The following is a 14319-nucleotide window of genomic DNA, read 5'->3' on the forward strand; positions in this document are numbered from 1 at the left end:
TTATCCTGGTATCAATACTGCTATAATACGCGCATGGAGTCCCAACCTCACGCGGCCCCCACACGTTCGGCTGAAGACAGCCGCCGGCGCGAACTCGGCGCCTTCCTGCGCTCGCGCCGCGAAAGGCTGACGCCCTCCGCCACAGGCATCGCCATCGGTCTCAGGCGACGTACGCCGGGCTTGCGCCGCGAGGAGGTGGCGATGATCGCCGGCGTCGGCACGACCTGGTACACATGGCTGGAGCAGGGGCGGGAGGTCAGGCCCTCGGTCGAGGTGCTGACGGCACTTGCCGAAGCACTGTGCCTCGACGCCGCCGAAAAACAGCATCTTTTCATCCTCGCCGACCGCCAGCAGCCGGAGCGCCGTGCCGTAGCGCCGGAAAAGGTCGATGGCCCGTTGCTGCACATGCTGCAGAGCCTGGTGCTGCAGCCGGCCTATGTCGTCGGGCGGCGCTGGGACGTGCTGGCCTGGAACCCGGCGGCGGTGGCGGTGTTCGGCGATTATGGTCTGCTGGAGGGTGACGCCCGCAACATCGTCCACATGGTGTTCACGAGCCCGCATCACCGGCACCTGCTGGTTGACTGGGAGCAACTGGCGCGCACCGTGCTGGCCTCGTTCCGGGCCGCGAGCGCCCGCTATGTCGGCGATCCGGATTTCGAGCGGCTGATCGAGTTGATGACCCGTTCGAGCCCCGAATTTCGTGCCTGGTGGCCGCAGCGCGATGTCGCGCATCGGTTGTCGGGGGTGAAACATGTCCGGCACCCGAGCGCGGGCGCCATGACCTTCGAGCATATGAGCCTGTCGATCGGCGACGGCTCGGACATGAAGCTGATCGTCTACACGCCGTTAGCCGAGCAGAATTCGATCGCCAAGCTGCAGGCATTGCTGGACGCGCTGCCGGCCGAGCGGCGCAGCGCCTGAGGTTGGCTGGCGTCCCCCTCGGCTTCGTCATCCACGGGCGAAGCGGACGCGGAGACCCGAGGATCCATGCCGGGACGTTTGCCGAAGAGTACTACGGAGCAGAATTTGGACCTTGCGGCGCGTTGAAGTCGCGGCATGGATTGTAGGGTCTGCGCCGCGTCGCTTCGCTCCTTGCTTCGCCCTAGAATGACGAAACCATTTAGCCCTTCGGCTTCAGCCCATCGAGGAACAACTGCTCGAGAAATCTTGCCGCATCCTCGAAGCGGCCGTCGCCGCCGCGGTTCGGTCCGAGCACGGCGCGGACTTGGACGTCGAAATCGGCATAATGCTGCGTCGTCGCCCAGATCGAGAAGATCAGGTGCCACGGGTCGGTCTTGGCGATCTTGCCGGCGCGCATCCAGCCCTTGATGACGGCGGCCTTCTCGTCGACCAGCGTTTTCAGTTCGCCCGCCAGCAGCGGCATGATGCGTGGCGCGCCTTGCAGGATCTCGTTGGCGAACAGCCGGCTCTCGCGCGGAAAATCGCGCGCCATCTCCAGCTTGCGCCTGATGTAGCTGCGCAGTTCGGTTAGGGGATCGCCAATGTCGTCGAGTTCGCGCAGTGGCGCCAGCCAGGTGTCGAGCAGGCGCTGCATCAGCGTTTCGTGGATGTCTTCCTTGCGCCGGAAATAATAGAGCAGGTTCGGCTTCGACATGCCGGCAGCTTCGGCGATCTGGTCGATGGTCGAGCCGCGAAAGCCGTTGGTGGAGAAGACCTCAAGCGCCGCCTCCAGGATGAGTTCGCGCTTTTCCTGCTGGATGCGGGTGCGGCGAGGGGCATCCGTGCCGATGGTCACCGTTGCAAGCCCTCGTGTTGAGGCTCATCTGGACCAATTCTCTGGACCAGTTTTTCCCTAGCCTGTGGAACGCACTTCAGGTGCCGCATTTCCGCTAGTAATCCTTGACCGCCTACAGGGCGGTGCTAACGTTTGTCCAATCGGTCAAAAATTTGCGTAGCATGAAAACGCGGCAAAGACCAAGCGTTGGGCGCAGCGAAACAGTTTACAAGGGGAAGTCCTGGTCATGTCCAACCGGCTGAAAGTCACGCCGAACGATCTCAGTGCATTCTGGATGCCGTTCACGGCAAACCGGCAGTTCAAGCAGGCGCCGCGCATGATGGTGTCGGCCAAGGACATGCATTACACAACCAGCGACGGCCGCAAGGTGCTCGACGGCACCGCCGGCCTGTGGTGCGTCAATGCCGGCCACTGCCGTCCGAAGATCACCGAGGCGATCCAGCACCAGGCTGCCGAACTCGATTATGCGCCAGCCTTCCAGATGGGCCATCCGATCGTGTTCGAACTGGCCAACCGCCTGGTCGACCTGGCGCCCAAGGGCATGGACCATGTCTTCTTCACCAATTCCGGCTCGGAATCGGTCGAGACTGCGCTCAAAATGGCGATCGCCTATCACCGTGTGAAGGGCGAGGGCTCGCGCACCCGGTTGATCGGCCGCGAGCGCGGCTATCACGGCGTCAATTTCGGCGGCATTTCGGTCGGCGGCATCGTCACCAACCGCAAGATGTTCGGCACGCTGCTCGGCGGCGTCGACCATATGCCGCACACGCATCTGCCGGAAAAGAACGCCTTCACCAAGGGTGTGCCGGAGTATGGCGCGGAACTCGCCAACGAGCTGGAGCGTATCGTCGCCCTGCACGACGCTTCGACCATCGCCGCCGTCATCGTCGAGCCGGTCGCCGGCTCCACCGGCGTCATCCTGCCGCCGAAGGGTTATCTGGAGAAGCTGCGCGAGATCTGCACCAAGCACGGCATCCTGTTGATCTTCGATGAGGTCATCACCGGTTTCGGCCGTCTCGGCACACCGTTCGCCGCCGACTATTTCGGTGTCACGCCCGACATCATGACCACCGCCAAGGGCGTCTCCAACGGCGTCATCCCGATGGGCGCGGTGTTTGTGAAGAAGGAGATCCACGACGCCTTCATGACCGGCCCCGAGCACATGATCGAGTTCTTCCACGGCTACACCTATTCGGGCAACCCGATCGCCTGCGCGGCCGCACTCGGCACGCTTGACACCTACAAGGAAGAGGGCTTGCTGACCCGTGGCGAGGAGCTGGCGCCGTACTGGGAAGACGCGCTGCATTCGCTGAAGGGCGAGCCGAACGTCATCGATATCAGGAACATCGGCCTGATCGGTGCGATCGAGTTGGCGCCGATCGCCGGCCAGCCGACCAAGCGGGCCTTCTCGGCCTTCGTCAAGGCGTTCGAGCGCGGCGCGCTGATCCGCACCACCGGCGACATCATCGCGCTGTCGCCGCCGCTGATCATCACCAAGGGCCAGATCAACGAATTGATCGACCATGTTCGCGATGTGCTGAGGTCAATCGATTGACGGACTGACGCGGTCGGTTCAGGTCGGCGCGGCAGCGCGCCGACCTGACCTTTTGCTTGCAACGAACCATTACAGTCAGGCGGGCAACGCACCGATCCCGGTCAGGATCACCCGCTTGATATTTTCCTTGGCTTCCCGCCATTGCCGGTCGGACAGAGGTTTTCCGCCATTGAGTGTCTCGATCTGATGGCCGAAATCGGCGTAGTGCTGGGTCGTAGCCCAAAGCATATAGAGCAGATGGCGCGGATCCACCGGGTCCATCTTGGCTTCCTCGATCCAGCGCCTGATGATCTCGACGCGGCCGTCGGTCCATTCGCGCAGCGTCGATTCCATATAGTCCTGAAGCACCGGCGCCCCGTGCATCACTTCGGAGGCCCAGACCTTCGAGCCGTCCGGATGGCGGCGTGATATTTCCATCTTGGCGTCGATATAGGCACTGATGCCGTCTATGGGCCCGCGCGCCGCGTCGAAGCAATTGGCCGCCTGTAGCCAGATTTCAAAGATGTTTTGAACGACCGACCGGTAAAGCTCTTCCTTGGTGGCGAAATAGTAGTGGAGATTTGCCTTTGGCAGTCCGGCCAGATCCGCAATCAACTGCATCGTGGCGCCGCCAAACCCTGCCTCCGCAAACACCTTCTCTGCAGCGACGAGAATGGTTTTTTCATTCTCTCGGCGGATCTCCTGTCGCCGCATGGGGCGGGTGGGTTCTGCCATGTCTACCCCAAGATTCTAGTTGACCGCTTGGTCAGGTTGTGTAGTTTAAAAGCTGACCATACGGTCAAGCTGTAAATCACTCAAGGGGCGACAAGACCCCTGGTGTAGATGGGAACTCGAGATGGCCGCACCCGGCGAGAATCTGCGAATCAATTCAGACCGTTTGTGGGATTCCATCATGGAGATGGCGAAGATTGGCCCCGGCATTGCCGGCGGCAACAATCGCCAGACCGTGACCGACGAAGACGGCGAAGGGCGGCATCTGTTCAAGCGCTGGTGCGATGCGGCCGGGCTCGAAATGGGCGTCGATGAAATGGGCACGATGTTTGCCCGCCGCGAAGGCACCGATCCCAGCCTGCCGCCGGTCTATGTCGGCAGCCATCTCGATACGCAGCCGACCGGCGGCAAGTATGACGGCGTGCTCGGTGTACTGGGCGGGCTTGAAGTGGTGCGCTCGCTCAACGATCTCGGCATCAAGACCAAACATCCGATCGTCGTCACCAACTGGACGAACGAGGAGGGCTCGCGCTTCGCGCCGGCTATGATGGCGTCCGGCGTGTTCGCCGGCGTGCTCGACCAGGCCGATGTGTACGGGCATGTCGACAAGCAGGGCAAGAAATTCGGCGAGGAACTGGAGCGCATCGGCTGGAAAGGCCCCGAGAAGGTCGGCGACCGCAAGATCCATGCCTTCTTCGAACTGCATATCGAACAGGGTCCGATCCTCGAGGACGAAGATATCGACATCGGTGTCGTCACCCATGGCCAGGGCCTTAAATGGCTGCAGGTGACGCTGACCGGCAAGGAAGCCCATACCGGCTCGACGCCGATGCCCAAGCGCCGCAATGCCGGGCTCGGCATGGCGCGGGTGATCGAACTGGTGCACGAGATCGCCATGGACTACCAGCCCGATGCCGTCGGCGCGGTCGGCCACATGGAGGTCTATCCCAATTCGCGCAACATCATCGCCGGGCGCACCGTCTTCACCGTCGATATCCGCTCGCCGGAAAAGGAAGTGCTGGACGCGATGGATGGCCGCATCCGCGAAGGCATCGACACGATCTGCGATGCACTCGACATCCGCTGCGAGATCGAACAGGTCGGCGCTTTCGATCCGGTGACTTTCGATGCCGGCTGCGTCAAGGCGATCCGCGATGCCGCCGACCGCCTTGGCTATTCCCATCGCAACATCGTTTCCGGTGCCGGCCACGACGCCTGCTGGATCAACCGCGTCGCGCCCACCGCCATGGTGATGTGCCCTTGCGTCGATGGCCTCAGCCACAACGAGGCCGAAGAGATCACCAAGGAATGGGCTTCGGCGGGTGCCGATGTCTTGTTCCACGCGGTGGTGGAGACGGCTGTCATCGTGGAGTGAGCTTAGAATCCACCTTCCAAACGACGCTCGTAAAGAAGCGCGAAGAGAACAAGGGAACAGTCAATGACCAAAGTCATCCGAAACGGCACCATCGTCACCGCCGACCGCACCTGGAAGGCCGATGTGCTGATGCAGCACGGCAAGATCGTCGCCATCGGTTCGGGCCTGCATGGCGACCATGAGTTCGACGCCACCGGCTGCTACGTCATGCCGGGCGGCATCGACCCGCACACCCATCTCGAAATGCCGTTCATGGGCACCTATTCGGCCGATGATTTCGAATCCGGCACGCGCGCGGCGCTCTCCGGCGGCACGACGATGGTGGTCGATTTCTGCCTGCCGGCGCCTCAGCAGTCGCTGCTCGAAGCCTTGCAGATGTGGGACAACAAGACCTCGAAGGCGTCGTGCGATTACTCCTTCCACATGGCGATCACCTGGTGGGGCAAGCAGGTGTTCGACGAGATGGCCACGGTCGTCGACAAGGGCATCACCTCGTTCAAGCATTTCATGGCCTACAAGGGCGCGCTGATGGTCGACGACGACGAGATGTATGCGTCGTTCCAGCGCTGCGCCGATCTCGGCGCGCTTCCGCTCGTTCATGCCGAGAATGGCGACGTGGTGGCGGCACTGTCGCAGAAACTGCTGGCTGCCGGCAACAACGGCCCCGAGGGCCACGCCTATTCGCGGCCGCCCGAAGTGGAAGGCGAGGCGACCAACCGCGCCATCATGATCGCCGACATGGCCGGCGTGCCGCTCTATGTCGTGCATGTCTCCTGCGAGCAGAGCCATGAAGCGATCCGCCGGGCGCGCCAGAAGGGCATGCGGGTGTTCGGCGAGCCGCTGATCCAGCATTTGACGCTGGACGAGAGCGAGTATTTCGACAAGGACTGGGACCATGCGGCGCGCCGCGTGATGAGCCCGCCCTTCCGCAACAAATCGCACCAGGACTCGCTGTGGGCCGGCCTGCAGGCGGGTTCGCTGCAGGTGGTGGCGACCGATCATTGCGCTTTCACCACCAAACAGAAGCGCAACGGCGTCGGCGATTTCACCAAGATCCCGAACGGCACCGGCGGGCTTGAAGACCGCATGCCGGTGCTGTGGACCACAGGCGTCAACACCGGCCGGCTGACGATGAACGAGTTCGTCGCGGTGACCTCGACCAACATCGCCAAGATCCTCAACATGTATCCGAAGAAGGGCGCCATCGTAGAGGGTGCCGACGCCGACATCGTCGTCTGGGATCCCAAGCGCAAGAAGACAATTTCGTCCAAGAAGCAGCAATCGGTGATCGACTACAATGTCTTCGAGGGTTTCGAGGTGACCGGCCTGCCGCGGTTCGTGTTCTCGCGTGGCGAACTGTCGATCCAGGAGTCCGAGGTCAAGACCAAGCCCGGCCATGGTGAATTCGTCGGCCGCGAGCCGAATGCGGCCGTTAACCGGGCGCTGTCGACGTGGAAGGAAATCTCCGCGCCGCGCAAGGTGGAACGCACCGGCATCCCGGCGACCGGGGTTTGAGGTGCGGCGCGGGGGACTTCTTTTCGCGGCAGTTTTGGTTCTGGTGGCCAGCCAAGTGTCGGCGGCCAGCATCGACCTGGCCAAACCTTATGGCAACAAGTCCGGCTGCATCAACAAGAACGGCCAGGAAGTCTACGCCGAGGACATGCTGCTTCTAACCAATACCGACTTCATCACGGCGACGAGCGCTTGCACCTTCACCGGCAAGAGGGTCCAGGCCGACGGCTCGCTTGTGGTGAAGGCGGAGTGCGAGGCCGAAGGCGAAGAGGGCAAGTCGCCCGCCACCTTCATCATCAAGCACAGCACCAAGAACGCCAAGAAACTGGTGATCGCGGATACGGACGGCACCGTCTATGGGGAAGTGTCTCGGTGCCGATGATTGCCGAAGCTGGCGGGCGCAAACCTCTAGCAATTGGCCGACGGGCGCCTAGCCCGGCGAAGTCAGCTTCCGGCGACCAGCGCATCCAGTTCCGGCAGCAGGACGACGCTCTCCTGTTCGTTGGGATCGGTGCGCGCAATGACGGCAGAGGACGGGGCGCCGCTCAGGTTGGCCGGCAGATGCGGCACGCCGGCGGGGATGTAGAAGAGATCACCGGCCTTGACGACGATATGATGCTCGAGCCGGTCGCCATACCAGGTGTGAACTTCGCCGGAGAGCACATAGATCGCCGTCTCGTGGCTCTCGTGCATATGCGCCTTGGCGCGGGCGCCGGGCGGCATGGTGAGCATGTGCATGCAGATGCCGGAGGCACCGACGGTCTCGGCGGCAATGCCGGCGAAATAGGTCAGCCCCTGCTTGCCTTCATAAGTGCTTTCAGGGCGGATAAGATGACAAGTGGGTTTGGGCGACATCGGGGAAACTCCGGGCGTCGATCGCGTGGGACAAGGTCAGAGGGACAGGGCCAAATGGGACAGGGCAAGTGGAAAACAACATCGCGATAAAAGCAATCGGATTCCAGCCGCCGCGGGAACGGAAACAGGCAGGCGGCAACCGATGACGGGGAATTCGCCAGCCGTCGTCGCGGCAAGCAAACTCGGGCTGACTTTCCAGACCAATGACGGGCCGGTGCAGGCGCTGTCCAATGTCGATCTCACCATCGGCAAGGGCGAGTTCGTCTCCTTCATCGGGCCTTCGGGCTGCGGCAAGACCACGCTGCTGCGCGTCATCGCCGATCTGGAGAAGCCGACCTCGGGGGCGATTTCCGTCAATGGCATGACAGCAGAGCAGGCGCGCGAGAAACGCGCCTATGGCTATGTCTTTCAGGCGGCGGCGCTGTTTCCGTGGCGGACCATCGAGCGCAATGTGGGGCTGCCGCTGGAGATCATGGGCCTATCCAGGGCGGAGCAAGGCGAGCGGATCAAGCGCACGCTCGGCCTCGTCAACCTCTCTGGATTCGAGAAGAAATATCCCTGGCAGCTCTCGGGCGGCATGCAGCAGCGCGCCTCGATTGCCCGTGCGCTGGCCTTCGACGCCGACCTGCTGCTGATGGACGAGCCGTTCGGCGCGCTGGACGAGATCGTGCGCGACCATCTCAACGAGCAGCTGCTGGAATTGTGGGGACGCACCAACAAGACCATCTGCTTCGTCACCCACTCCATTCCGGAGGCCGTCTATCTGTCGACGCGCATCGTCGTCATGTCGCCGCGCCCGGGCCGTGTCAGCGACATCATCGAATCGACGCTGCCGAGAGAGCGGCCGCTCGACATCCGCGAGACGCCGGAGTTTCTGGCGATCGCAGCGCGGGTGCGGGACGGGCTGCGCGCGGGGCACAGCTATGACGATTGAGGGAGCAAACGACGGGCTCCCTCCTCTCCCCAACGGGGAGAGGGTGGCCGGAGCGAAGCGGAGGTCGGGTGAGGGGGCGGCGCCGACGGATCCGACCAAGAGAAAGGTCGGGGCAACCGCTCGCGCCCGAAAGCTGCGGGTTGACGAGACCGAGGCTGAATACAGGCTTTGGGGGGAACTGAGAGGCCGTCATCTCAATGGCTACAAATTTGTGAGGCAAGTGCCGCTTGGACCGTTCATCGCGGATTTTGTTTGTCGCGAGGTAAGCCTGATTGTCGAACTTGATGGTAGTCAGCACGCAGATTCTCCAACCGACCCTTCCAGGACAGCTTGGCTGAACGGACAAGGTTATTCGGTTCCCCGGTTCTGGAATCATGAGGTTTTGGCCGAACGTCGAGCGGTCCTGGATACGATCTTGGCTTGCCTTGACGGAAAGATTTCCACCCCCTCACCCGACCTCCGCTTCGCTCCGGCCATCCTCTCCCCGTTGGGGAGAGGAGGGCGCCAGTCGGCTGAGGCCCGCTAGATGGACACCTTCCGCGACAAGCTCGTTCCCGTCACCTCCATCCTCGTTGGCGTGATCGCGCTCTGGTATGTCTTCGCCGTCATCCTCAACACGCCGTTCCAGCGCGATCTCGATCGTCGCGCCGGTGAAACATCCACGTTCAGCGAACTCATCGGCAAGACGCTGTCGCAGCCGAAGCCGACATTGCCGGCGCCGCACCAGGTGGCGGTGAATTTCTTCGAGAACACCTTCCTGCGGCCCATCACCTCCAACCGCAGCCTGGTCTACAATGCCTGGGTGACGCTTTCGTCGACGCTGCTCGGCTTCGCTTTCGGCACGGCGCTCGGCATCATCATCGCCGTCGGCATTGTCCATGTGGCGACGCTCGACCGCAGCCTGATGCCGTGGATCATCGCCTCGCAGACCATTCCCATCCTGGCTGTGGCGCCGATGATCATCGTCGTGCTGGGGGCGATCGGCATCAGCGGGCTCGTCCCGAAGGCGATGATTTCGACCTATCTGTCGTTCTTCCCGGTGACTGTCGGCATGGTGAAGGGGCTGCGCTCGCCCGAGATCATGCATCTCGACCTGATGCACACCTACAATGCCAGTCGCGCGCAGACCTTCTGGAAGTTGCGCGTGCCTGCTTCGGTGCCGTTCCTGTTCACCTCGATGAAAGTGGCGGTGGCGGCAAGCCTGGTCGGCGCCATCGTCGGCGAACTGCCGACTGGCGCTGTCGCCGGCATCGGCGCCAAGCTGCTCGCCGGCGCCTATTACAGCCAGTCCATCGACATCTGGTCGGCGCTGGTTGCTGGCTCAGTGGTGGCCGCCCTTCTGGTCATGGTGGTCGGCATTGCCGGGCGCCTCGTCGACCGCGCCATGGGCGGGAGGCCGGCATGAACTGGCTGAAACCCTCCTGGCAGGCAGTGCTGGCGATCGTGCTGTGCCTGATCGAAGTGGCGCTCGGCCCGATCGCCGCGCCGAAAGTCGATCCACTGGCGCAGCCTGCAGGGACGTTGATATATCCCTATGTGGCGACGACCTGGCTGATCTTCGGCGTTCTGCTTGTCGCTGCTTTGATCTCGATGGCCAGAATACCGTCCATCGTCGAAGCCGTTGTGCTTTTCATCGGCGCGCATTTGCTCGCGTGGCTGCTGATTGGAGGCATCACCGGTTTCGAAGGCCTGGCGCGGACGCCGTTCTTCCTGTTGCTCACCGCCGCATGGCTGCTTGGCTGGCGCTGCGTGGCGGTGCTGTCATCATTGCGTCCCTTCGCCAAATGGGCTCGCACCGCGCTGCGCCTGATCATCCCGGCCATCTTCGGCGCCTGGATCCTGATCATCTGGGAAGCGGTGACGCGTGGGGCCGGCATACCCTTCATCCTGCTGCCGCCGCCAAGTGCCATCGGCGCGCGCATCGCCGGTTCGCTGCCGGTGCTCGGCGCCGATGTCCGCCAGACCATCTTCAAGGCGGTCATCTTCGGCTATGTCGTGGGCAGCGGCGCCGGCTTCATCACCGCGGTGCTCGCAGACCGTGTGCCGTTCCTGCGACGCGGCCTGTTGCCGATCGGCAACATGGTCTCGGCGCTGCCGATCATCGGCGTCGCGCCGATCATGGTGATGTGGTTCGGCTTCGACTGGCAGTCCAAGGCGGCGGTGGTCATCATCATGACCTTCTTCCCGATGCTGGTGAACACGGTCGCCGGTCTGGCCGCCTCCGGCCATATGGAGCGCGACCTGATGCGCACCTACGCGTCGGGCTACTGGCCGACGCTCTTGAAGCTTCGGCTGCCGGCAGCAGCTCCCTTCATCTTCAACGCGCTGAAGATCAACTCGACGCTGGCGCTGATCGGCGCCATCGTTGCCGAGTTCTTCGGCACGCCTGTCGTCGGCATGGGCTTCCGCATCTCGACCGAGGTCGGGCGGATGAACATCGACATGGTCTGGGCCGAAATCGCAGTTGCAGCACTTGCGGGTTCGGTCTTTTATGGCGTGGTCGCTCTTGTCGAAAGAGCCGTCACGTTTTGGCATCCCTCTGTCCGTGGTGGATAGGGGCGGTGGGTTTAGGGCACTAACTTCAGAGGGTAACAAAATGAAAAGACTGATTATTCCCGTTCTGGCTGGCGCGATGTCGCTTGCCGCTTTCCAGGCAATGGCCGCCGACAAGGTGACGTTGCAGCTGAAATGGGTCACGCAGGCCCAGTTTGCCGGCTACTATGTCGCCAAGGCCAAGGGTTTCTATGAGGCCGAGGGTCTCGACGTCGACATCAAGCCGGGCGGTCCCGATATCGCGCCCGAGCAGGTGATCGCCGGCGGTGGTGCCGACGTTATCGTCGACTGGATGGGCGGTGCGCTGGCTGCCCGCGAAAAGGGCGTGCCGCTGGTCAACATCGCCCAGCCGTTCAAGAAGGCCGGCATGGAACTGGTCTGCCCGAAGGACGGCCCGATCAAGACCGAAGCCGACTTCAAAGGTCACACGCTCGGCGTCTGGTTCTTCGGCAACGAGTATCCGTTCTACGCCTGGATGAACAAGCTCGGCCTGAAGACCGAGGGCGGCCCGGACGGCGTCACGGTGCTCAAGCAGAGTTTTGACGTGCAGCCGCTGATCCAGAAGCAGGCGGACTGCATCTCGGTCATGACCTACAACGAGTACTGGCAACTGATCGACGCCGGCTACAAGCCGGAACAGCTGACCGTGTTCAACTACTCGGCCATGGGCAACGACCTGCTCGAGGACGGGCTCTATGCGTCCGAAGACAAGCTCAAGGATCCGGCCTTCGAAGACAAGATGGTGCGTTTCGTGCGCGCCTCGATGAAGGGCTGGAAATACGCCATCGACAACAATGACGAAGCCGCAGGCATCGTCATGGACGGCGGCGGCCAGGACGAAAACCACCAGAAGCGCATGATGAGCGAAGTCGCCAAGCTGATCGACAATGCCGACGGCAAGCTTGACCCGGCGACCTACGAGCGCACCGCCAAGGCGCTGCTCGACCAGAAGATCATCACCAAGGAGCCGACCGGCGCCTACACCACCGCCATCACCGACAAAGCGGTCAAGTAAGCCTAGCCGGCAACATATCTATCCAGAAAGCGGCGCCTCCGGCAGAAATGTCAGAGGCGCCGTTCCTTTATGGTGTTCATGACGAAGCTGGTCTCGATCGAGGCGACGCATTGCAGCCGCGCGATCTTTTCCTTGATGAAGCGCTCGTATTGTTCGAGGCTTCCCGTCACCACTTTTAGCACATAGTCGCGCGAACCGGTGACGAGGTGGCATTCCAGCACCTCTTCCCAGCCGCGGATCGCGTCCTCGAACATCACGATCTCGTCTTCGTTCTGGCGGCTGAGCCGGATGGTGGCGATGGCGACCATGCTCCAGCCGAAGGCTGAGGGATCGACCAGCGTGGTGTAGCCTCTGATGACCCCGGTCTCCTCCAGCCGCCGCACACGCCTCAGGCAGGGCGACGGCGACAGGCCGATGCGCTCGGCAAGCTCGTTGTTGGTGATGCGGGCGTCGGCCCGCAGCTCACGCAGGATTTTCAGGTCGAAATCGTCGGCTATCTTCTGCTGCACTTTCGGTCTCTCCAGGCAATTTGTTGCGGGGATGCAGCCATGTGAGCCCAAAAATAGCAAGGACTGGCGGAACGAGATCGCATAAATTGCCGTTCACTATTTCACTCGAACAGGCAGGAAAAGCCATGACCGCGCCACGCCCGTCGAAAACCCATATCGGCAACCACAAGCTCCATCCGGAGACGCTGATGCTGAGCTATGGCTTCGATCCGCAGCTGTCGGAGGGCGCCGTCAAGCCGCCGGTGTTCCTGACCTCGACCTTCGTGTTCAAGTCGGCGGAGGAGGGACGCGACTTCTTCGACTACACATCCGGCAGGAAGGAGCCGCCGAGCGGCACCGCCTCCGGCCTGGTCTATTCGCGCTTCAATCATCCCAACAGCGAGATCGTCGAGGACCGGCTGGCGATTTATGAGGGGACGGATGCCTGTATCCTGTTTTCATCGGGCATGTCGGCGATCGCCACGACACTGCTCGCCTATGCCCGTCCGGGCGACGTCATCCTGCATTCGCAGCCACTCTACGGCGGCACGGAGACGCTTTTGACGCGCACGCTCTCCGGTTTTGGCATCGGTGCTGTCGGTTTCGCGGATGGCGTGGATGAGTCGGCGGTGCGCACGGCCGCCGACGCGGCCGTCGCGAAAGGCCGCGTGTCGGTCATCCTGATCGAGACGCCGTCAAACCCGACCAACAGCCTGGTCGACCTCGCGCTGATGCGCAAGATCGCCGACGAGATCGGCGCGAGCCAAGGGTCAACGCCGATCATCGTGTGCGACAACACATTGCTGGGTCCGGTGTTCCAGCGGCCGATCGAACATGGTGCCGACGTGTCGGTTTATTCGCTGACCAAATATGTCGGCGGCCATTCCGACCTGATCGCAGGTGCCGCCATGGGCAGCAAGGCTATCACCAAGCCGATCAAGGCGCTGCGCGGCGCGATCGGCACGCAGCTCGACCCGCATTCCTGCTGGATGCTCGGCCGCTCGCTGGAGACGCTGTCGATCCGCATGGAGCGGGCCAACGACAATGCTCGTCTGGTCGCCGAATTCCTGCGCGACCACGCCAAGGTCGACAAGGTGCACTACCTGCCGTTTCTGGGCGAGAATACGCCGGCCGGCCGCGCCTACAGGGCGCAATGCAGCGGCGCCGGATCAACTTTCTCCTTCGACATCAAGGGCGGGGAGAAGGCGGCTTTCGCCTTCCTCAACGGATTGCAGATCTTCAAGCTGGCGGTGAGCCTCGGCGGAACGGAATCGCTGGCCAGTCACCCCGCGGCCATGACCCATTCGGGCATTCCCTTCGAGGTGCGCCAGCGCATCGGCGTGCTGGAGACCACGGTCAGGCTGTCGATCGGCGTCGAGCATCCGGACGATCTGATCGCCGACCTGACGCAGGCGCTGGCGGCGGTCTGACCGCTATCGCTAAAGCCGGACAGGACGGCCCCTAGGATCTCTATACGTCATCACAAAAACGTGTGGTTGGATACATTGTGCCGCCAGGCCGTTCCGTTGGCGCATGCGCGCGCCGGGGAGCCGCGACGCGTGCAC

The 14319-nt window shown here is 62.6% G+C and carries 15 protein-coding genes; 11 read left to right on the forward strand and 4 right to left on the reverse strand.

What is annotated here, in order from left to right:
* Positions 1 to 33 precede the first annotated feature (33 nt).
* Positions 34 to 921 (forward strand): helix-turn-helix transcriptional regulator, encoded by an 888-nt coding sequence (locus RPF88_RS03630; RefSeq protein ID WP_337121712.1) that lies wholly within the window; start codon positions 34 to 36, stop codon positions 919 to 921.
* Between the two features lie 199 nt (positions 922 to 1120).
* On the opposite strand, the gene RPF88_RS03635 is transcribed toward RPF88_RS03630, so the two are convergent.
* Positions 1121 to 1756 (reverse strand): TetR family transcriptional regulator C-terminal domain-containing protein, encoded by a 636-nt coding sequence (locus RPF88_RS03635; RefSeq protein ID WP_013530906.1) that lies wholly within the window; start codon positions 1754 to 1756, stop codon positions 1121 to 1123.
* Between the two features lie 226 nt (positions 1757 to 1982).
* On the opposite strand from RPF88_RS03635, the gene RPF88_RS03640 reads away from it, so the two are divergent.
* Positions 1983 to 3311 carry an aspartate aminotransferase family protein gene (locus RPF88_RS03640; RefSeq protein ID WP_013530907.1) on the forward strand — a complete coding sequence of 443 codons (1329 nt, stop codon included), beginning with the start codon at positions 1983 to 1985 and terminating at the stop codon, positions 3309 to 3311.
* A 75-nt stretch (positions 3312 to 3386) separates the two neighbouring features.
* Here RPF88_RS03640 and RPF88_RS03645 read toward each other — a convergent pair whose 3' ends face one another.
* Entirely contained in the window at positions 3387 to 4025 is a 639-nt protein-coding gene (locus RPF88_RS03645; RefSeq protein WP_013530908.1) for a TetR/AcrR family transcriptional regulator, read from the reverse strand.
* A 121-nt stretch (positions 4026 to 4146) separates the two neighbouring features.
* Between RPF88_RS03645 and RPF88_RS03650 the strand changes: the two genes are divergently transcribed.
* The 3 genes from RPF88_RS03650 to RPF88_RS03660 all read left to right on the forward strand — a co-directional run bounded on the left by RPF88_RS03650 (position 4147) and on the right by RPF88_RS03660 (position 7291).
* Positions 4147 to 5397, forward strand: a complete 1251-nt coding sequence (locus RPF88_RS03650; protein WP_337121713.1) for a Zn-dependent hydrolase — start codon at positions 4147 to 4149, stop codon at positions 5395 to 5397.
* 63 nt (positions 5398 to 5460) lie between these two features.
* On the forward strand, positions 5461 to 6912 hold the full coding sequence (gene hydA, locus RPF88_RS03655; RefSeq protein WP_013530910.1) for a dihydropyrimidinase: 1452 nt from the start codon (positions 5461 to 5463) through the stop codon (positions 6910 to 6912).
* A 43-nt stretch (positions 6913 to 6955) separates the two neighbouring features.
* Entirely contained in the window at positions 6956 to 7291 is a 336-nt protein-coding gene (locus RPF88_RS03660) for a hypothetical protein (RefSeq protein WP_337121714.1), read from the forward strand.
* Between the two features lie 62 nt (positions 7292 to 7353).
* Here RPF88_RS03660 and RPF88_RS03665 read toward each other — a convergent pair whose 3' ends face one another.
* Entirely contained in the window at positions 7354 to 7764 is a 411-nt protein-coding gene (locus RPF88_RS03665) for a cupin domain-containing protein (RefSeq protein ID WP_013530912.1), read from the reverse strand.
* Positions 7765 to 7906: 142 nt separating this feature from the next.
* Between RPF88_RS03665 and RPF88_RS03670 the strand changes: the two genes are divergently transcribed.
* From RPF88_RS03670 to RPF88_RS03690, 5 genes are read left to right on the forward strand one after another with little or no spacing between them, the layout of a single operon-like run.
* Positions 7907 to 8698, forward strand: a complete 792-nt coding sequence (locus RPF88_RS03670; protein ID WP_013530913.1) for an ABC transporter ATP-binding protein — start codon at positions 7907 to 7909, stop codon at positions 8696 to 8698.
* Positions 8688 to 9224 carry an endonuclease domain-containing protein gene (locus RPF88_RS03675; RefSeq protein WP_024501501.1) on the forward strand — a complete coding sequence of 179 codons (537 nt, stop codon included), beginning with the start codon at positions 8688 to 8690 and terminating at the stop codon, positions 9222 to 9224. The genes RPF88_RS03670 and RPF88_RS03675 overlap by 11 nt, the downstream gene beginning before the upstream one ends.
* On the forward strand, positions 9225 to 10103 hold the full coding sequence (locus tag RPF88_RS03680; protein WP_013530914.1) for an ABC transporter permease: 879 nt from the start codon (positions 9225 to 9227) through the stop codon (positions 10101 to 10103).
* Entirely contained in the window at positions 10100 to 11254 is a 1155-nt protein-coding gene (locus RPF88_RS03685) for an ABC transporter permease (protein ID WP_337121715.1), read from the forward strand. The genes RPF88_RS03680 and RPF88_RS03685 overlap by 4 nt, the downstream gene beginning before the upstream one ends.
* 40 nt (positions 11255 to 11294) lie before the next feature.
* Complete coding sequence (locus RPF88_RS03690) at positions 11295 to 12266, forward strand: ABC transporter substrate-binding protein (protein ID WP_013530916.1); 972 nt, start codon at positions 11295 to 11297, stop codon at positions 12264 to 12266.
* Between the two features lie 50 nt (positions 12267 to 12316).
* Here the strand turns inward: RPF88_RS03690 and RPF88_RS03695 are convergent, their stop codons facing one another.
* On the reverse strand, positions 12317 to 12775 hold the full coding sequence (locus tag RPF88_RS03695) for an Lrp/AsnC family transcriptional regulator (RefSeq protein ID WP_063172506.1): 459 nt from the start codon (positions 12773 to 12775) through the stop codon (positions 12317 to 12319).
* Positions 12776 to 12900: 125 nt separating this feature from the next.
* Between RPF88_RS03695 and RPF88_RS03700 the strand changes: the two genes are divergently transcribed.
* A complete protein-coding gene (locus tag RPF88_RS03700) occupies positions 12901 to 14184 on the forward strand; it encodes a cystathionine gamma-synthase family protein (RefSeq protein WP_337121716.1) in 1284 nt (427 codons plus the stop codon).
* The last annotated feature ends 135 nt before the right edge of the window (positions 14185 to 14319 follow it).

This window comes from Mesorhizobium sp. ISC11 (assembly GCF_037162595.1).
In the GTDB taxonomy this organism is placed as follows: domain Bacteria; phylum Pseudomonadota; class Alphaproteobacteria; order Rhizobiales; family Rhizobiaceae; genus Mesorhizobium; species Mesorhizobium ciceri.

Coding starts and splice junctions, on each gene's coding strand:
- RPF88_RS03690 (WP_013530916.1), top strand. CDS start 11,295: ATGAAAAGACTGATTATTCCCGTTCTGGCTGGCGCGATGTCGCTTGCC.
- RPF88_RS03685 (WP_337121715.1), top strand. CDS start 10,100: ATGAACTGGCTGAAACCCTCCTGGCAGGCAGTGCTGGCGATCGTGCTG.
- RPF88_RS03630 (WP_337121712.1), top strand. CDS start 34: ATGGAGTCCCAACCTCACGCGGCCCCCACACGTTCGGCTGAAGACAGC.
- RPF88_RS03665 (WP_013530912.1), bottom strand. CDS start 7,764: ATGTCGCCCAAACCCACTTGTCATCTTATCCGCCCTGAAAGCACTTAT.
- RPF88_RS03645 (WP_013530908.1), bottom strand. CDS start 4,025: ATGGCAGAACCCACCCGCCCCATGCGGCGACAGGAGATCCGCCGAGAG.
- RPF88_RS03700 (WP_337121716.1), top strand. CDS start 12,901: ATGACCGCGCCACGCCCGTCGAAAACCCATATCGGCAACCACAAGCTC.
- RPF88_RS03640 (WP_013530907.1), top strand. CDS start 1,983: ATGTCCAACCGGCTGAAAGTCACGCCGAACGATCTCAGTGCATTCTGG.
- RPF88_RS03675 (WP_024501501.1), top strand. CDS start 8,688: ATGACGATTGAGGGAGCAAACGACGGGCTCCCTCCTCTCCCCAACGGG.
- RPF88_RS03680 (WP_013530914.1), top strand. CDS start 9,225: ATGGACACCTTCCGCGACAAGCTCGTTCCCGTCACCTCCATCCTCGTT.
- RPF88_RS03670 (WP_013530913.1), top strand. CDS start 7,907: ATGACGGGGAATTCGCCAGCCGTCGTCGCGGCAAGCAAACTCGGGCTG.
- hydA (WP_013530910.1), top strand. CDS start 5,461: ATGACCAAAGTCATCCGAAACGGCACCATCGTCACCGCCGACCGCACC.
- RPF88_RS03650 (WP_337121713.1), top strand. CDS start 4,147: ATGGCCGCACCCGGCGAGAATCTGCGAATCAATTCAGACCGTTTGTGG.